18 protein-coding genes and 1 pseudogene are annotated in these 16,528 nt (G+C 60.8%); 14 read left to right on the top strand and 5 right to left on the bottom strand.

Features of this window, described 5'->3' with window-relative positions; translation table 11 throughout:
- Positions 1–51 precede the first annotated feature (51 nt).
- The 5 genes from ATN84_RS25105 (at position 52) to ATN84_RS25075 (ending at position 3,652) form a co-directional block, all read left to right on the top strand.
- A complete protein-coding gene (locus ATN84_RS25105) occupies positions 52–312 on the top strand; it encodes a beta/alpha barrel domain-containing protein (protein ID WP_068885260.1) in 261 nt (86 codons plus the stop codon).
- A complete protein-coding gene (gene argE / locus ATN84_RS25100; RefSeq protein WP_068885259.1) occupies positions 305–1,486 on the top strand; it encodes an acetylornithine deacetylase in 1,182 nt (393 codons plus the stop codon). The genes ATN84_RS25105 and argE overlap by 8 nt, the downstream gene beginning before the upstream one ends.
- 566 nt (positions 1,487–2,052) lie before the next feature.
- Positions 2,053–2,559 carry a hypothetical protein gene (locus ATN84_RS25085; RefSeq protein WP_068885256.1) on the top strand — a complete coding sequence of 169 codons (507 nt, stop codon included), beginning with the start codon at positions 2,053–2,055 and terminating at the stop codon, positions 2,557–2,559.
- A complete protein-coding gene (locus tag ATN84_RS25080; RefSeq protein WP_068885255.1) occupies positions 2,556–3,104 on the top strand; it encodes a hypothetical protein in 549 nt (182 codons plus the stop codon). The genes ATN84_RS25085 and ATN84_RS25080 overlap by 4 nt, the downstream gene beginning before the upstream one ends.
- Positions 3,101–3,652, top strand: coding sequence for a hypothetical protein (locus ATN84_RS25075; RefSeq protein WP_068885254.1), 552 nt, complete (start codon positions 3,101–3,103; stop codon positions 3,650–3,652). Before ATN84_RS25080 ends, ATN84_RS25075 begins: the two co-directional genes overlap by 4 nt.
- On the opposite strand, the gene ATN84_RS25070 is transcribed toward ATN84_RS25075, so the two are convergent.
- Complete coding sequence (locus ATN84_RS25070; protein ID WP_068885253.1) at positions 3,624–4,940, bottom strand: hypothetical protein; 1,317 nt, start codon at positions 4,938–4,940, stop codon at positions 3,624–3,626. The two genes, ATN84_RS25075 and ATN84_RS25070, sit on opposite strands and share 29 nt — an antisense overlap.
- Positions 4,941–5,077: 137 nt before the next feature.
- Entirely contained in the window at positions 5,078–6,865 is a 1,788-nt protein-coding gene (locus tag ATN84_RS25065) for an SLC13 family permease (protein WP_068885252.1), read from the bottom strand.
- A gap of 324 nt (positions 6,866–7,189) precedes the next feature.
- Here ATN84_RS25065 and ATN84_RS25060 point away from each other — a divergent pair, with 324 nt between their 5' ends.
- The 6 genes from ATN84_RS25060 (at position 7,190) to ATN84_RS25035 (ending at position 11,963) form a co-directional block, all read left to right on the top strand.
- Positions 7,190–7,576, top strand: coding sequence for a VOC family protein (locus tag ATN84_RS25060; RefSeq protein ID WP_068885251.1), 387 nt, complete (start codon positions 7,190–7,192; stop codon positions 7,574–7,576).
- A gap of 196 nt (positions 7,577–7,772) precedes the next feature.
- Positions 7,773–9,323 (top strand): FAD-dependent monooxygenase, encoded by a 1,551-nt coding sequence (locus tag ATN84_RS25055; protein WP_082766501.1) that lies wholly within the window; start codon positions 7,773–7,775, stop codon positions 9,321–9,323.
- Between the two features lie 258 nt (positions 9,324–9,581).
- The gene (locus ATN84_RS25050) at positions 9,582–10,442 is read left to right on the top strand and encodes a sigma-70 family RNA polymerase sigma factor (RefSeq protein WP_082766500.1); all 861 of its coding nucleotides are present in this window, start codon (positions 9,582–9,584) and stop codon (positions 10,440–10,442) included.
- A gap of 203 nt (positions 10,443–10,645) precedes the next feature.
- Positions 10,646–10,963: an ArsR/SmtB family transcription factor gene (locus ATN84_RS25045; RefSeq protein ID WP_068885248.1), complete on the top strand. Its 318-nt coding sequence runs from the start codon at positions 10,646–10,648 to the stop codon at positions 10,961–10,963.
- Positions 10,960–11,448, top strand: a complete 489-nt coding sequence (locus ATN84_RS25040) for an SRPBCC family protein (protein ID WP_068885247.1) — start codon at positions 10,960–10,962, stop codon at positions 11,446–11,448. Before ATN84_RS25045 ends, ATN84_RS25040 begins: the two co-directional genes overlap by 4 nt.
- Positions 11,449–11,570: 122 nt before the next feature.
- Positions 11,571–11,963 (top strand): MAPEG family protein, encoded by a 393-nt coding sequence (locus tag ATN84_RS25035; RefSeq protein ID WP_068885246.1) that lies wholly within the window; start codon positions 11,571–11,573, stop codon positions 11,961–11,963.
- Positions 11,964–12,397: 434 nt separating this feature from the next.
- Here the strand turns inward: ATN84_RS25035 and ATN84_RS25030 are convergent, their stop codons facing one another.
- The gene (locus tag ATN84_RS25030; protein ID WP_068885245.1) at positions 12,398–13,216 is read right to left on the bottom strand and encodes an NHL repeat-containing protein; all 819 of its coding nucleotides are present in this window, start codon (positions 13,214–13,216) and stop codon (positions 12,398–12,400) included.
- Positions 13,213–14,457, bottom strand: coding sequence for a carboxymuconolactone decarboxylase family protein (locus tag ATN84_RS25025; protein ID WP_201026447.1), 1,245 nt, complete (start codon positions 14,455–14,457; stop codon positions 13,213–13,215). The genes ATN84_RS25030 and ATN84_RS25025 overlap by 4 nt, the downstream gene beginning before the upstream one ends.
- 206 nt (positions 14,458–14,663) lie before the next feature.
- On the opposite strand from ATN84_RS25025, the gene ATN84_RS25020 reads away from it, so the two are divergent.
- Positions 14,664–15,578 carry a LysR family transcriptional regulator gene (locus ATN84_RS25020; RefSeq protein WP_068885243.1) on the top strand — a complete coding sequence of 305 codons (915 nt, stop codon included), beginning with the start codon at positions 14,664–14,666 and terminating at the stop codon, positions 15,576–15,578.
- Positions 15,579–15,635: 57 nt separating this feature from the next.
- On the opposite strand, the pseudogene ATN84_RS26500 reads toward ATN84_RS25020, so the two are convergent.
- Positions 15,636–15,857, bottom strand: a pseudogene (locus ATN84_RS26500) (4-hydroxyphenylpyruvate dioxygenase); the annotation flags it as partial.
- Positions 15,858–15,874: 17 nt separating this feature from the next.
- On the opposite strand from ATN84_RS26500, the gene ATN84_RS25015 reads away from it, so the two are divergent.
- Complete coding sequence (locus ATN84_RS25015) at positions 15,875–16,195, top strand: ATP-binding cassette domain-containing protein (RefSeq protein WP_068885242.1); 321 nt, start codon at positions 15,875–15,877, stop codon at positions 16,193–16,195.
- On the top strand, positions 16,188–16,472 hold the full coding sequence (locus tag ATN84_RS25010) for an ABC transporter permease (RefSeq protein ID WP_068885241.1): 285 nt from the start codon (positions 16,188–16,190) through the stop codon (positions 16,470–16,472). Before ATN84_RS25015 ends, ATN84_RS25010 begins: the two co-directional genes overlap by 8 nt.
- Positions 16,473–16,528: the final 56 nt, after the last annotated feature.

The raw sequence follows: 16,528 nt of genomic DNA, 5'->3' as shown, positions 1-16,528 counted from the left end.
TCTTCGATCTCGTACTTCCTATGCTGGCGCAGATCAAAAGGGGAGGCAGGATTGCGCGACGCTCGATACGATACGCTCTTGGAACCCATGCATATTGGCCCGGTAACGGCCAGGAACCGCTTCAAACCGGTATCTCACTGCAATGGTGGCGGATACCGCGATCCCTCGGCCACTGCCGAGATGCGTGGCATCAAGGCCGAGGAAGGCTGGGGTGTCGTCGTCACCGAACAGGGCGAAATGCATCACACATCGCAGATCATCGAGCTGGCAGTGGAACACACTCCCTCTCCTGACTTGTACCTTCATGACTGATACGGCCGCGCCCTATGCAGCCACGCTGGAACTATTGGAACGGCTGGTTGCTTTCCCCACGATTAGTGCAGACAGCAATCTGGATTTGATTGATTTCGCGGAACGGCATCTGATTGGAGCCGGCTTCCAGACCCATCGTCTGCCCGATCCCTCCGGGCGCAAGGCGGGACTGATGGCGCGACTTGGCCCCGATGGACCAGGCGGCGTCATCCTGTCGGCGCACAGCGATGTCGTGCCGGTCGAGGGGCAGCACTGGACCCGCCCGCCATTCCAGATGACATGCGAAGGCGGCAAGCTTTACGGTCGGGGCACGACGGATATGAAAGGCTATCTCGCGTCGATGCTATCGCTCGCCACTCGGGCGGCGAAAAGGCCGCCCGAGCAACCGTTGATGCTTGCGATCTCCTATGATGAAGAGGTTGGCTGTGTCGGCATCCGGCAGATGTTGCCAGGATATGAGGCGCTCGGCTGGCAGCCCGAACTATGCATTGTCGGCGAGCCGACGGGAATGCGACCAGCCACCGGGCACAAAGGCAAGGTTGCGTTGCGGGCTACATGCCGCGGCAGCGCCGGCCATTCGTCCCTGGCACCGCACTATGTCAATGCGCTGCATATCGCCGCCGAGTTCATCATGGCCCTACGCAGGATACAGGATGAATATGCTGCTTCGGTCACGCAGGATGCGGGGTATGACGTGCCCTATTCTACAGTCCATGCAGGGTGGATGCAGGGTGGAACCGCCCTGAATATCGTTCCCGATCGCACGTCGATCGATTTCGAGTTGCGCCATCTACCCGGCGATAGCCCAGAAGTTTTTCTGTTGCGGCTGCGGCAAGAGGTAGACCAGATCCTCCACCCCTTCCGCGTGCGGGACAGGACGGCGGAGATCAAAATCGAAGTCACCAATTCCTATCCGGGCCTCGAAATCGCTCCTGAACACCGTGTGGTCCGCCGTGTGGGAGCGCTGAGCGGCTCGCATGAGACGATCAAGGTCACCTATGGCACCGAGGCAGGATACTTCGCGCAACTCGGCATCCCCGCCGTGGTTTGTGGGCCGGGCAATATGGAAGGACAGGGCCATAAACCTGACGAATACATCACCATGGGGCAGCTTGGCTGTTGTGACCGGATGATGGACCGGCTTCTAATGCAACTGAGTGCATCGCCGCCCTGAGTTGAGCTTTATACAAGTTCGATCATGTCGGAATTTTGCACGCAGGCTTGATTGTTATGCTTATCTCCAACATGATTGACCTAAGCTCAGCGCTGAGGAAAACTCGTGGTGAAACAAATCCCCGGCGATGCCCTCGCGGCGTTCGAAAATCTCATAAGCCGGCAGATGGAGCCCGTCTCTGCGTCTGAAATGCTGCTCGCGCTGCCGGCCCCTCGACGCGTCATGCAGCATCATCTGAAACACCTTGTTTCGGCCTGCCGTCTCATCATCGAGGGGCAGCCTGTATGTGACCGTTCGCATGGTCGGAACTTTGGAAAAGCCGGAGCCGCGTCGCGATCGCGGCGAAAGCCGGCGTCACATGACGGAGCCGGACGTCGCAGCCTTTGCATTGCGGCGGCATCGGGCGGAGAGAGAGAATATTCTCGCCCGGCCGGCTTCCGCCGAGCCTTCGCTCCCGGATCTTGTGCCGGCACAGTGGCGCCGGCCTTGATCCCCACATGACGGGAAAGCAACGAACCTCCCTGCTTCAACATCTAAAGGGGCGCCTGGCTGCCTCGGTCGGCGTTATGGCTGCTATACTGTTCGGCCTCTGGCTGAAGGTCGAGGACGCACGGGTGCCTAAGGATCCGCCTCAGATCGCCCCCGGGCAGCCGATCGATCTGGGCTGGGTCGAGATCACGCCGCTGTCTCTCTCGCTGGCACCGCCCGAACGTGAGGGCAAACCGAAGCGGTTGCTGCTGCAAGCGCGGCTGCTGAACCTGACCGGCGACACCGAAAGCTCTGTCTTCGGCTTTCCGCCACATCCCCCCGAACTTACCGTCGGCGGCGCCCCTTTGCCCGAGCCGGACATCATCCTCGACCGCGACGGCGAACCGCTGGCGCAGTTACACCCGCGCCTTGCCGAACGGATCACGCTGGTCTGGCAGACCCCGCCAGACTGGCGGCCCGGGCCGGTCTCGCTGACCTTTCACCGGCAGACTTTCAAGCTCAGGGACAACCTCTACGGCAAGTCCAGTTGGCTGCTCTTCCAGCCGGCTGCCCGCATGTCCATAACGCCGGCAGGAGCGCCATGATCCGCCCTGCCAACATCGCAATCGTGCTGGTCGGCGGCGCTCTGCTGGGCGTGATGATGCAGACGGCGCCGGATTACAACAGCGTCGTCCAGCCCTTTCGCAGCCATCTCGCGACGGGTGAAACGGGCGAGGCGCGTAGCTTTCGGGCTCGCTTCACCGGCGCACGCCTCGCCGAACGGATCGCCTTCCGGCGGTTTGGCAGGGATCTCGTCCGCGACACGGACGGCGTGTTCCTGATCGCCGAGATCGAGGCCGAGGCCACCGTGGCTTCGCAGCAGATCGGCGCCACCTGGCGTGGCGCGAGCGGCCGCGACTACGCCCTGTCGCGGCGTGCCCAAGGCATTCCCACCGGACTCGACAGCCGATGGTTCCAGCCCGGCCTCACGGATCGCGCCATCGCCGTCTTCGAACTGCCTGAGGACGAGATCGCGGGCGGCGAAATGGTCCTGACCAATAGCTTCAACGCGGTTTTCGACAGCGCCCTGCATCTCGCCCCGCCGCCGCTGCCCGCCGACAAGCTGCCACTCGTGCGGATCGATCCATGAAGCATCTTGTCTGGATCATCCTCGCCATGCTGCTCTTATTGGCGACCGTCGCGATCGGGGCGCTGACCGATATTACGGATCTGCGCCGCGCCCGCGAATGGAACATAACGCAGGCGGGTCAAGCCGGGGCTGAGCTGCACGGGGTCCATGTCCGGGTCGCACAGGTCTGGGCGGCGACCGCGCCCAGCCGGCCCGAACGCGCGGTCATCGTGGTGCGCCTGGCGCTGCGTAGCAATGAGGCGGCGCGGCAAGCCTGGATCGGCTGCGACGTGAGCCTGAGCGACGGGTCGGGACGAGTCTGGCGGCCACTGCAGACAGCCAATACCGATGGGGCAATCAAGGCGATCTCTCCCGACGGCGAAAGCAAGGGGCGCTGCACGCCCGTGCCCTATAATGCGCCACCGGAGGGCCAGGAGATTTTGTCTGACCAGTTGTTCCTGGTGCCGGCCGATTTGCTGAAAGGGGCCAAGCTGCGCGTCTCGGCCCTGGGGACGCGCCCCGATGGGCTGGAATTTCCGATCACGCCCGCGGTGCGGGCGCTGCAGTAGCCGCCTGGGCGCGTCCGGCCAGTTCTAGTCCGGCAGCGAGGATACAGAACTGCATGACGCAGACCACGACCCCGTCCTGCGGCTGGCCGGGCGCGCCAAACAGCAGGTTCAACGGGTATTGCACCACCTGCCAGACCGGCAAATCCCGCGGCCCGATCAACTCGGCCAGCCCAACCCAGACCCAGCGGCCGGCCCAATCGGCTAGTCGCCAAAGCACCAGGACCGAGACGGTCAGCGCGAAACCCGCCGATCCAGCCAGCAACACCCCGTTCGCCACCGCGTGCCAGCGCTTGACGAGTCCAACCCAGAAATGGCCGATGAAGTCCCGCAGCGGTTTTGGCAGCGCCCGCCAGCGTTCCAGCACCCTCCCGGCCGAGCGTTGAGTTTCCTCGCTCATCAGGTTCAAGTCGTGACCGTAGACGATGGCGCCGAGGTTGAACCAGATCAGTGGCAGCAGCGCATACCAGAACAGTGCGGTCAGCCACGGGCCAGGCTGAAAAACGGGGGGCCAGTCCGCCGGACGCGTCGCGGCATTCACCACCTCGGCCGAGGCGGGCGGGAGCAGATTTCGCCATAATTCGCCAGGTGAAGGCAGCTGGGCCAGCCATTCGACGAAGCTCGTCTGCCAGCTCGAGATTACATAAAGGCCGAGCACGGCCCAGCTTGCCTCGCAGGCGACGACCAGCAGGGGCCAGATCCCCGCCTCGTTGCGCTTGTGCATGGCCTTGGCGCCACGCCGGATCGCCCAGATCAGCAGAACGGCGGCCACGACCCAAAGCGTGCTGTCCACCTCTAGCGCGGTGGGCGCGCGCTCGGTCGGGGTATCCGAGAATTCGATCCGCTCCATCGAGGTAGCAAGGAAGGTCTTCGAATAGTCCCGCAGCGTGTTTCCCAGCAGGCCCCAGCCGGCATAATAGCCGTAGAAAGGGATGAGCACCGCAAGCAGCGCCGCCGCCAGCATACCGATGCCCATATGGGTCTCTGCGGCGCCTTCCTCCGGCACCGGCGCGTCGCGGTGACGCCTTGCGCGGAAGCGCAGCACCGGCAGCCCATCGCGCAGGATCACGAACATGGCGACGAACAGAACCAGCTGCAACAGGATAACAGGTACCAATGCGATCAACCCGGCCAGCCGATTGGTGAAACCGATCTCGACCGCAAGCATCATCAAAAGTGTAGCGAGCAGGGTGCCGGCCATCCATGTGGCGGCAAGCACCGCGCCGTAGTTCAGAAACAGCCGTCCGGCAAGCAGGACATGCTGGCGCAGAATATGCAGATCGCCGATCATGGCGGCATGATTGCAGGATCGCCTCTACACCACAAGTCGGACGTTTCCGGTGCCGCACTTACCGCATCCTTCGCAATGTCCCTCCATTCCGTTGGCCGGCGGTCGCCGTTGCTACAGCGTGGATCGCGTGTCCATGCTTACAATGGCCAGAAGATTGGGATGACAACCGTCGCGGTCGCCCACATGAGCACATTGAGCGGCAGGCCGATTTTTATGAAATCCGTAAAGCGATAGCCGCCGGCATTATACACGAAGGTGTTCGTCTGATAGCCGATGGGCGTGGCGAAGCTGGCGCTGGCGGCGAACATCACAGCCACAACGAATGGTCTCGGATCGACACCGAGCGCGTTCGCAAGTCCCGCCGCAATCGGGGTGAGCAAGATGGCGGCAGCATTGTTGCTCATCATCTCGGTGAGAAGCGATGTGATCAGGTAGACGGCTGAAAGGACGGCGAGCGGTCCCATGGAACTGACGAGACTTGCAAATGCTTCAATGACGAGGCGCGCAGCGCCGGTCCTGTCCATGGCGATGCCGAGCGCCAGCATACCAAAGATCAGGAACAGGATGCTCCACCTGATCGATGTGTAGGCCTCTTCCGCCTCAAGGCACCCTAACGCTATTACGGCTACCGCCGCCATCAGGGCCAGCGCGACGATGGGAAGCACCTCGAACGCGGCCAGCCCCATCACCAGAAGGACGGCACCGATCGCTATTGGCGCTTTATTGCGCCGCAAGGGTTTCTCACTCGGCTGAACCAGATTGACCAGTTCCCGATAGTCAAACATCCGGCGCATGCTCTCAGCCGGACCTTCAAGCAGGATCGTGTCACCCATCCGCAATCGGACGTCATTGAAATTCCCGCCGATGTTCTCGCCCTGGCGATGTATTGCCAGCATATAGGCGCCATACAGGCGCCTAAGATCGAGATCAGCCGCATGACGGCCGATGAAGCGGGACTGCGGCCCTACCATGCCTTCCATCACGACAGTCTCGCGGGTTCCGATCGGTTCGACCGCGTGTGTTTCGCCGGTGCCAAACGCAACGGCGCTGGCCTCACGGAGGGCCAACATATCTCCAACCTTGCTGCGGACCACGACCCGGTCACCGGCCTTCAACGCCAGATCGTCCAGGTTCCAGCGAAGGGAAACGTCGTCACGCAGGACGTCCACAACCCTGAAACCGCGCTCTTCGGTAAAGCCGGCGTTCTTGAGCGTCCTGCCAATGAGAGTGGAGTCCACGGGAATCAGCACCTCTGCCAGGAATTTGCGATCTTCCGATTTAGGCAGCAAGGCGGCCAGGCTGTCGCGATCCGGCAGAAGCCAACGTCCGGCGACCGCCAAGAAGGCAACGCCCACGGCGGCCATTATCGCACCGGCGGCCGTTATCTCGAACATACCGAACGGCGCCAGGCCCTGTTCCTGCGCGACCCCGTCCACCAGGATATTGGTCGACGTGCCGATGAGCGTGGTCGTCCCGCCAAAGATGCTGGCGAACGATAGCGGTATCAAAAACTTGGAGGCAGGCCGCTTCAATGCGGTAGCCAGGCTGATCACCACCGGTGTGAGGATGACAACCACCGGTGTATTGTTGATGAACGCCGACATCACCATCACGCTGACCATCATCGTAACCAACGCCGCCAGCGGAGACCATTTCGCCGCGCCGGCGACCATTCGACCTATGCTGTCAATGACACCGGTACGTTCCAGTGCCGCGCTCAGGACAAACATCGCCCCGACCGTCACTGGAGCGCTGTTGCTGAACACGCTCAAGACATCGTCTGTATTGAGAATCCCGAGCGCGACCAGGAGAGCCACGGCGCTCATGGCAACAACATCAGGAGGCATCAGCTCCCGGATGAAGCCGAAGAAGACCACGACCACGAGAACCAAGACAATGGCGATTTGTATCGAATTCCAATCCATCTGCGCTTTCTCAGAGAAGATTTTCCGGCTGCTGCCCAGCCGACTCTTAGCGCATTGCATCCTCGGGTGCCTAGCATATAACGGCTTTCTCGTGAGCTGACACATCTATGCGTGTCGGAGCCAGAGAAGGGTGGACTTCATTCTGAATCCATCTTCCGTCCGATCTCGCCTTATCGCTGCTCGATCGGACCGAGTGGGGTCGGTTTCTCAGTCCCTCCGAAGTCGCGTCCGTCGCGCTGGAACGGCTCATTTTTTTAGGGTGCATGTCACATTTGACGCTTGCCGATCGTCAACACTGCGTCCCAGCAGCCTTGGAGAATGCAGATGTTCAGCAAAGTCATGTTCGCGACGCTATTCGTATCGGACCAAGATAGGTCGTTGGACTTCTATACGACCAATTTCGGCTTCGAGTTGATGGCCGATAATCCGGGACCAGAAGGTCGATTTTTGGTGATACACTATAAACATCAGGGATTGCCCGTCCTGCTCTGGCCCGGCACCGGAGGCCGCGCGGCGTCCGACACGGACAAGATCGGCATGATCTTCCTTCAAACGGACGATCTCCGGAAGGATTTTGCCATGCTTAAGGAGCGCGGGGTGCCGTTTATCGAACCCGAGCCCGAGGACTATGCATACGGCGTGCGGGCAACGGCACTGGACCCCGACGGCAATCAGATAGCGCTCCGACAGCAGGGGCGCCTCAACCAGTGAGCAAAGAGTAAAAACCGGCCGGGCGCGACGCCGAAGGACAAATCTTGCGGGTCGCGCCGTCGGTGGTTCACGACGAGCTGCGTGGCAAGATCGCGGTGGCGAGGAGGACAGCACGCAGCGGCGGCGTATAGACCGGTCATTGCCAATGCGCGCCCGTCGGCCAAGGCAGCGGAGCAAATGAAAGCGGGGTACCGCGATGTCAGTATTGGTGGTCGGAGCAGGACCAGCAGGATTGTGCTCGGCAATCGCGCTTAAGCTCTGGGGCTGCGACGTCCGGATCGTCGACAAACGAAAAAGTACGGCAACGACATCGCGGGCGCTCGGAACTCAAGCGAGGACGATGGAGGCGCTCGACCGGCTCGGTGTCGCTCGCGACCTGGAAACGCACAGTCTCCGTCTTGGCGCATCGGTCGTCTACAACGAACGCGGCCTTGTCGGGCGTCTCGATCCGTACCCGCCCGAGAGCCGATTTCCTCATACTTATGTCGCCTCGCAATCGGTCCTTGACGACTTGCTCGCAGAACGCGCGCGTTGCCTGGGTGTCCAGGTCGAATGGAACACTGAATGCACCGGCGTGGAAAATCGCGCCGATGAGACGGTCGCGACATTCGCCGATGGAAGCAGGACTATCTATGACTGGGTGATCGGTGCTGACGGCGCGCACAGCACTGTCCGCGGCGCTGCGGGAATCGCGTTCGAAGGCTTCGGAACCGGACAAGCTTTCTATCTGGCTGACTTGAAGTTGGAATCGCCATTGTCGACCGACATGTCAGCGACGGTGCTGGGCCGGGAAGGTCCGATGATGATGATGCGGATATCGGAGGATCCCCGTCAGTGGCGGCTTTTCGTCGACGTTACTGAACATGCAAAAGAGAAAGACGACGAAGACAGCTTCGATCCCGCCGAATTGCTCCGCGCGCGCGGTGCAAGGCTGAGCGCCCCGCAGATCAATGACGTAGAATGGCGGTCCCTCTACCGGGTTCAGGTGCGCCACGCGCGAGCATACCGCAGCGGTAGAGTCTTCCTCGCTGGGGATGCGGCTCACGTCTTTCCGCCTTTCGGCGGGCAAGGGATGAACACCGGCATCCTCGACGCGTTCAATCTTTGCTGGAAGCTCGCCCTGTTCGAACGCGGCCTGGCTGATTCCCGGTTGCTCGAGACCTACCATGCCGAACGGTGGCCTATCGGTGCGCAGGTGATCGCTGAGGTCGAGCAGCGCCGCAGGAGTTTCGCGTTACGCAACCCGCTGGCCCGCGCCGCCCGCGACGCGGCCTTCTGGCTGCTCACTCGCAGCCGGTTTCTGGAGCGCCGGGTCAGTCGACAGCTCTCGCAACTCGACCAGCACTATCGGGATCGATCGTGGCTGAGCGAGCAGACGAACAGCAGTAGAAGCGCGAGAGCGGGCGACCGCGCCCCGGATGGCGTTTGGCAAGGGCGGCGCCTACACGAACTGTTTTCCCCCACGGCATTCACGCTCATCGTCTTCGGCAAGACAGCCGAGCGGCACTTGGACCGCCACGGACTTCCAGTCACGATGATCAGGATCAACAGCGATCAAGAGGAAGGGACAAGGCTCCGTCGCGCCTATGACGCAGGGGACGGTACGCTGATCCTCGTGCGCCCGGATGGTCATATCGGCTTTCGCGGACGCACCGACGACTGGGGTATTCTGGAACGCTATCTCGGCACAATTCACAGGGCGCCGCCCGCGGATCGCAACAAGGGCGGGATTACCGCTGTTCATTGACACCAAGTTCCTCTGGCCATCAAAGTCGGAAGCGGCGGCAAATGGTATCTTGATGCTTCGCTGAGCGCACCATCCCCGTGTGAATCAGTAGTCAAAAGCGCGGACTCGTGGAATGGCCGCAGCAGAAAATCTGACGCGCATGTCACTTTGTTGGATTCAGCGTCGTCAAGATATCGGAACCAACCAAAGGAGGCCGATCATGGATGCCAGACTTGATCCCGCAACCGCAGCGCCCTCGCCGGCCAAGGCAACCGCCGCTTGACGGCGCAAGCGTCACGAGAAGACGCAGCGGCTGATTTCGAGCCGCTGCGTCCGATGCTTATCCGCGTCGCGTACCGCATGCTGGGCTCCGTGGCGGATGCTGAGGACATGGTGCAGGACGCCTTCATCCGCTGGATGGGCACTGACCGTGCAAAGGTGCGCGAGCCGGGAGCATTTTTGCGCCGGACGGTTACGCGCCTCTGTCTTGATAAGCTCAAAACCGTGCGACGCCAGCGCGAGACCTATATTGGCCCCTGGCTTCCAGAACCAGTTGTGGAAGCGGAGGAAAAGGACGACGTCACGCTGCCACTCATGCTCGCACTGGAACGGCTCTCCCCGCTCGAGCGCGCGGCTTTCCTGCTTCACGATGTGTTCGGGCAGAGATTTGAGGAAATTGCTGAGACAATCCAGCGGGACACAGCGACCTGCCGTCAGTTAGCTAGGCGCGCGCGCGCCCACGTCCGGGACGCAAGACCGCGCTTCCAAGTGGAGAAACAGCGTGGCCTTGAGCTTGCCGAGGCATTTTTCGCTGCCTCACGCAGCGGCGATATGAAGGCGCTTCGCGCGATGTTGGCTGCCGATATCGGCCTTCACGCCGATGGCGGAGGCAAGCGCCCGACTGCCATGGAGCCGATCATTGGGTTTGACGCGGTGATGAGAGCGCACGAGTCTCTGGCAGCCGTGTTCCGTAAGAACGGCTCGAAGCTCGTTCGCGTCGGTTTCATCAACGGATTGCCTGGATTTATTACGCTGGAAGCCGATGGCGAAATCCAGACAACCGCGCTCGAAATTGAGGGCGGAAAGATCGCCGCGATCTATGTGGTGCGGAACCCCGACAAGCTGCGGCATCTGCACTAGAATCGGCGGCGGCCGGGAAGCGCCCTTCGGTGTTTCAAACATGGACGCTCCGGCCTTCATGAGTCCCCGGCGGTCACGAATGGCCGCCAAGCCCAGCACCTTGACTGTTCTGAGTCCAATCCCAGTCGTCAAATTGCAAACCGAGGCACTGCCCGCGAACGACGTCGCTTGACACAATGATTAGTGTTTACTAATCATAAGCAATGACTACTGATAGCGCTCAACTTGCCGCCCTCGGTGACCCGACCCGCAGGCATATTCTCGAATTGATCGCGGAGCGTCCGCGCTCGGTCGCAGAGATTACGCGGCAGTTAACAGTCTCGCAGTCAGCCGTCTCACAGCATCTCAAGGTGCTGCGCGAATCGCAGCTGGTCCGTGCCGAACCGAAGGGGGCCAGCAACATATACCACATCGACCCGCACGGGCTTGGCCAGATGCGTGCCTGGCTCGACCGGTTCTGGAGCAGAACGTTGGCGGCCTACAAACTGACCGTCGAGCAACCGCCGGAGGAGTCACGATGAATACTCGTATACCAATCGCGTCCGTGAAACAGTCCGTCGTGGTCGAGGTGCCGATCGACCATGCATTCAAGGTCTTCACGGAAGACTTCGGCAGTTTCAAACCTCCGGAGCACAACTTGCTGGCCGTCCCGATCGCGGAGACCGTGTTCGAGCGCCGCGTCGGCGGCCACATCGTTGACCGTGGCGTGGACGGCAGCAAGTGCCGCTGGGCGCGCGTGCTGGTCTATGAACCGCCTAACCGGGTGCTCTTGAGCTGGGATATTAGCCCGCAATGGCGGATCGAGACCGACCCGAACAAGACCAGCGAGTGGGAAGTACGGTTCACCGCCGAGACAGCGAACCGGACCCGCGTCGAGCTTGAGCACCGGAACCTGGAACGCCATGGCGAAGGCTGGGAAAGCGAGCGCGACGGAGTTGCCGGTGATCAGGGCTGGCCACTGTATCTCCAGCGGTTCGCGGACTTGCTGACTAGCAGGGTGGCCTGACAGCTGCGCATCCTCGACGAGGAACGTGGTCCCTGGATCAGCTTGCGAAGTCCTCTTCATGATCTGCGAGTGAAGGCCCTACGGGTGAAGCCGATGAGCCGGACACAATATAGGATATCGTCATGCTGTACTACACTGCAATCGTCTCATTGCTCACTGCTGCATTCCTTTTCTTTCTGTCGTGGCGCGTTGTGGTAGCGCGCCAGAGATTCAATATCAAACTTCCGGCAACGACCGGCAATGCCGACTTTGAGCGCGTGTTTCGCGTGCACATGAACACGCTCGAATGGATGCCTGTCTTCCTGGTGACGCTTTGGCTTTGTGCGGCTTATCTGAGTGACATCGCAGCCGCCGCGCTCGGGCTTGTCTGGATCGGCGGGCGTATTTTGTACCTCACTGGCTACAGCAAAGCCGTGGAGAAGCGTGGGCCCGGTTTCTTCGTCCAATCGGTCGCGTGCGCGGTGCTGTTCGTCGGCGCCCTTGCAGGCATCGCCCTGCACTGGATGGGTGGTTGATCGACGTCTATGGCGGATCGGCGCATTACGTCAGGCCGAGCCCGACAGTCCTTTCCGCTCGCCGCCACCGCTTAAAGGCGAGTACCGTTTCGCAATGGCCAGAAGAAGCATCACCTTCACGAGATTTCAGCCAGATTTCGCGCAATATCGTATAATCGGCGGCAAAGCGGTCGCTACCGCTGAAGCGACACCATCCGGAACAATCCACGTCTGATTTTCAGGAACAGCGCGCAACGCGGCTCAAGGGCAAAACGTGTCAGAACCAGATCGAAGCTTTGTCCGCTTGCCAGCAAGTTCAAGGCCCTTATCCCTTTGGGAAAAGATACGCTGGAGATCATCAGAACGGAGCCAGAGACCAGCAAAGCGAACCTTTTCAAAGGGTGTGAAACGTAAGCGCACGTGTGGCCGCGCTGGACGGCGATGTGACGCCGACGTCACATGAGTCTGATGCGATAGATAGCGCCATTGCCCCAGTCGGCCGAGAAGAGATCGCCCGATGGCGAGACTGTGAGGCCCACCGGGCTGGAAAGACCGTCGGCAAACAAGCTTACACGACCGTCGTCGAAGACTTCATGAATGCCCGTGCCGCCGTAATCAACCACGAAGATTCGACCGCTTGCAGTCTGTGCGATCCCTGGACCTGGCGTGCGCAACACCTCCCCGGTCTCGAACCGGCGGCCGTCGCCGCGCACGATGGTCACGCCACCGCCGATATTGGAGACGACGAAACCATTGTCAGGACGTTGAACAGCCCCGACCGGCGTTCTCAGACCGGAGACAGCTACACTGCGGGACCTGGTAGCATCGAAAGCCAGGATCTCGTTGGTGCGTCGGTTGGCGACAAGCAGCCGTCCTGCCTGATCGAAGGATAGCCCTGCTGGCGTCGCGAGCCCGGTAAGCCAGGTTTCCCGGCTGCCATCGGATGTGAAACGATAGATCTCGTCGCGAGAATACGATGCAACGTAAATGTTGCCCTCCGCGTCGACCGCAAGGCCCGATGGCTCGGGCAAATCAACCGCGAATGTCGTGCGCCTTCCGTTCGGTTCGATGCGCGAGATGCGGTCAGCACTCCATTCCGCCACATAGAGGTTCCCGCTCTTGTCGAACCCCATACCAACCGCCGAGCTGAAACCCGTCCATAGACGTTCGACCCGGTTAGTGCCCCGCGCTGTGGCGGGAACGATGATGGCCAACGGTGGCGGCAAGAGTGCGGTTGAGATGACTGCGGAAAGCATTGACCGTCGGTCGATCATTCACTCTCTTCCTTAGGTTGTCGCGAGGACGGGTTGCTCTTGGCGAACTCTTCCGCGGCGATGCGGATCGCCTGCTGTGTCGCTGGATAGCCGCTGTAGGCTGCGAGATTGACTAGCGTTTCGATGATCTCTTCCCGGCTCGCACCAACGTTCAAGGCAGCGTTGATGTGGACGCGCAAAGGAGTTTCCGTCGTCGCGGAACCGATGGCGGCCAAAGCCGCACAGGCGCTGAGTTCACGTGTCTTTAGGTCAATGCCATCGCGCGAGAACACCTCGCCATAGGCATGCTCGACGATCATGCGCCCGAGATCCGGTGCGATATCGTCAAAACTACGGACCACGGCATCGCCTGACGCGGCCGAGCTTTTCGCAAGCAGAGCCCTCCCCCGCTCCAATCGATCCGAATGACTTTCCGCATCGACGGGCGCGGGGACGTTGACCTGAAGCGGCTGGACACCGAGTGCGAAGACATCCCGCGCGACAGAGAATGCGTTCAGGGCCGATGGGAACCCGCGATAGACGCTGAGCTGTATCAGCAGCTCGATGATCTCTTCGCGTGTCACGCTATTGGCGATAGCGCCGGCAAGATGAAGACGCAGCGCATCATTGCGATTGCCGCTCGCGGCAAGCATCGCGATAATTGCGAGCAGCTTGGTCTTGTGATCGAGGCCCTCACGAGCCAGCGCCTCCCCGAACCCGAAATCGATCGAGAGCTGCGCGAGGTCAGGCGCAGCGCCGGCAAAGCGGTCAAAATAGTCCTGTGCGTTGCCCCCCACGAGCCGCCCCAGCATCTCCCGTCCAGCCCGTGCGCGTCTCGCTCCGTCATTTGTCGCGGGTTCGATGGGCTGAAATGCCAGTTCACGTTCGGCGAATATCGACCGAACAATGCCGACGGCATTGATCGTCGCGGGGAACCCCAGCATGGCGACCGATACGAAGAGCAATTCCACGATCGCTTCAGGTTCGCCGCCAGCGTTAAGGAAGCCGGCTATATGAAACTTCAGTTGCGGCTGGGCGCTTCCGTCGGCCAGCAACATGGAGATGGTGCATAGCTGTCTTAGCGGGAGGTCGAGCCCGGGGCGGGACAAGACATCACCATAGGGGTATTCGACCGTAAAGCGCGAAAGATCGGCGGAGGTTTCCGCTAGTGCATTGATCGGCCCATCGAAATTCTCGCCGCCGATGCGGCGGAGCACTTCCAGGCCACGTGAAAATCGATCCTCATGCGTTTCCGAGGCCATGGCTTGCCCGCTCCGACTGATGGCGAAAGAACTTGCTGCAACGAAGACCGCCTCCATAAAGCGTCGGCGAGAATTTGCTTTTCCCGTTGCTACGGTGCTGGAACCTGACATTCGTGTTCTCCAACTCTTCCATCCACCCTTTTTATTCCGGCCGAACCTTGCATCGATGATTGTGATAAATCCAATTCATTATTAGTATTATCCTGATGAAGAAGATTCATATCGCCAACGTCGATCTCAATCTGCTGGTTGTTTTCGACGCCCTTGTTGCAGAAGGGCACGCTACGCGTGCGGCCGAACGAATTGGGCTGACACAGCCGGCTGTCAGCCATTCGCTCAACCGCCTCCGGGCTCTGTTCGCAGACCCACTGTTCGTTCGATCGCCACGCGGCATGATGCCGACGCCGCTGGCGCAGGACATCGCGCCAAGCGTGCGTTCAATTCTCGAACAGGTTGAGGGTGTCCTGCTTGGCGGTGGCGCATTCGATCCGACCGAAAGCACACGGCAATTCATGATCGGTCTCTCCGATTATGCCGCCTTCGTGCTTCTTCCGCGTCTGACCGCACGGCTCGATCGCGAAGCACCAGGCGTTTCTCTAGTGGTCCGCAATACAAGCCGCAGTGTCGGCTTGCCGATGCTGGACGACGGCGCGGTCGAACTCATCGCTGGCAACTTCCCACAGCCGCCGACCCATATGCGAGAAGAACTGCTCTACGAAGAGGACTTCATCTGCGCCGGCCGTGGTGATCATCCCGAGCTGGGCGACAGGCCTGACCTCGAGCGCTATCTCTCGCTACGCCATCTTCAGGTTTCGATGAGGGGCACTCCAAGTGGCTATGTCGACACCGTGCTCGCTAAGAAAAGATTGAAAAGGAATGTCGTCGTGACGGTCGGCCATTTCCTGATGGCACCCATGCTGGTCGATGCCTCCGACCTCGTGGCAACGGAACCCCGTCGTCTCTTCGCACCGTTGGCTGGACGGCTACCGCTCCGACTTTTTCCGCCACCCCTGGATATTCCATCATTCCGAGTGGTGCAGACCTGGCACGCACGACACGACGCAGATCCTGGACATCGATGGCTGCGACAGGTGCTTAGTGAAGTCGGTCGAGAGATTTGAGAAGCTAAAGCCCCGATTCTCGCTGCGACGCGGCTCCTCTCGCCGGCTCCGCCTTTCTTATTTGACCGGCTCGGCGTTCAGAACGCCGCGGCGAATTTGATCCTCCTCGATCGATTCAAAAAGGGCGCGGAAATTGCCCTCGCCGAAGCCGTCGTCACCCTTTCGCTGGATGAATTCGAAGAAGATCGGCCCGATTACCGTCTTCGAGAAGACCTGCAACAGGATGCGGGTCTCGCCACCACCTACGACGCCTTCACCATCAATCAGGATGCCGTGTCTCGCCGGAGCAGAAGGTCATGCAGCTTTCCGGCGGCAACCAGCAGAAAATTGTCCTGGCGAAATGGATCATCAAGGGGGCGAAGCTCCTGCTGCTGGACGAGCCCTCCCGTGGCCTCGATATCGGCGCCAAGGCGGATCTTTACCGTCTGGTCGAGCAGCTGGCCGCAGATGGCGCCGCGGTCATCGTCGCATCCTCCGAGCTTGATGAGCTTTACGCGGCATGCGACACGATCTGGATCTTCCACGAAGGCCGCAACATCGCTCGGTTCGATCCGGCGACCACCGATCAGGACACGATTTTGAAACATCAGCTTCTCGGGGAGCAGCATCATGACTGATATCACGACCGGAGCCGCGCCCGCGCCGAAGATCGGCCGCCGCCTCGTCGATCTGGCGATCGAATATAATTTCATCGTGATCTTTCTGATCGTCGTTGCGGTCGCCGCGGTGCTGTCACCCAACTTCCTGACGCCGATCAATATCGCCAACCTTTTCCAGCAGGCCGCCGTGACCGGGGTGGTCGCGATCGGAATGACTTTCGTGATCCTGACCGGCAATATCGACCTTTCAGTCGGCAGCGTGACAGCCCTTTGCGGCATGCTGGTCGCCGTATGAACTGCCCCCCATTTCGACCGGACATTCGGCATAAGCAGAAAGGCTCAAGCACAGGC

It is taken from the genome of Paramesorhizobium deserti, assembly GCF_001558695.1.
Lineage (GTDB): Bacteria > Pseudomonadota > Alphaproteobacteria > Rhizobiales > Rhizobiaceae > Paramesorhizobium > Paramesorhizobium deserti.
Note: the sequence above shows the minus strand (reverse complement) of the source record. Positions and strands in the feature narration are given on the sequence as shown.

Excerpts from the sequence above, each read along its gene's own strand:
- argE (WP_068885259.1), top strand. The coding sequence starts at position 305 with ATGACTGATACGGCCGCGCCCTATGCAGCCACGCTGGAACTATTGGAA.
- ATN84_RS25085 (WP_068885256.1), top strand. The coding sequence starts at position 2,053 with ATGGCTGCTATACTGTTCGGCCTCTGGCTGAAGGTCGAGGACGCACGG.
- ATN84_RS25080 (WP_068885255.1), top strand. The coding sequence starts at position 2,556 with ATGATCCGCCCTGCCAACATCGCAATCGTGCTGGTCGGCGGCGCTCTG.
- ATN84_RS25075 (WP_068885254.1), top strand. The coding sequence starts at position 3,101 with ATGAAGCATCTTGTCTGGATCATCCTCGCCATGCTGCTCTTATTGGCG.
- ATN84_RS25070 (WP_068885253.1), bottom strand. The coding sequence starts at position 4,940 with ATGATCGGCGATCTGCATATTCTGCGCCAGCATGTCCTGCTTGCCGGA.
- ATN84_RS25065 (WP_068885252.1), bottom strand. The coding sequence starts at position 6,865 with ATGGATTGGAATTCGATACAAATCGCCATTGTCTTGGTTCTCGTGGTC.
- ATN84_RS25060 (WP_068885251.1), top strand. The coding sequence starts at position 7,190 with ATGTTCAGCAAAGTCATGTTCGCGACGCTATTCGTATCGGACCAAGAT.
- ATN84_RS25055 (WP_082766501.1), top strand. The coding sequence starts at position 7,773 with ATGTCAGTATTGGTGGTCGGAGCAGGACCAGCAGGATTGTGCTCGGCA.
- ATN84_RS25045 (WP_068885248.1), top strand. The coding sequence starts at position 10,646 with ATGACTACTGATAGCGCTCAACTTGCCGCCCTCGGTGACCCGACCCGC.
- ATN84_RS25040 (WP_068885247.1), top strand. The coding sequence starts at position 10,960 with ATGAATACTCGTATACCAATCGCGTCCGTGAAACAGTCCGTCGTGGTC.
- ATN84_RS25035 (WP_068885246.1), top strand. The coding sequence starts at position 11,571 with ATGCTGTACTACACTGCAATCGTCTCATTGCTCACTGCTGCATTCCTT.
- ATN84_RS25030 (WP_068885245.1), bottom strand. The coding sequence starts at position 13,216 with ATGATCGACCGACGGTCAATGCTTTCCGCAGTCATCTCAACCGCACTC.
- ATN84_RS25025 (WP_201026447.1), bottom strand. The coding sequence starts at position 14,457 with ATGGCCTCGGAAACGCATGAGGATCGATTTTCACGTGGCCTGGAAGTG.
- ATN84_RS25020 (WP_068885243.1), top strand. The coding sequence starts at position 14,664 with ATGAAGAAGATTCATATCGCCAACGTCGATCTCAATCTGCTGGTTGTT.
- ATN84_RS25015 (WP_068885242.1), top strand. The coding sequence starts at position 15,875 with ATGCAGCTTTCCGGCGGCAACCAGCAGAAAATTGTCCTGGCGAAATGG.
- ATN84_RS25010 (WP_068885241.1), top strand. The coding sequence starts at position 16,188 with ATGACTGATATCACGACCGGAGCCGCGCCCGCGCCGAAGATCGGCCGC.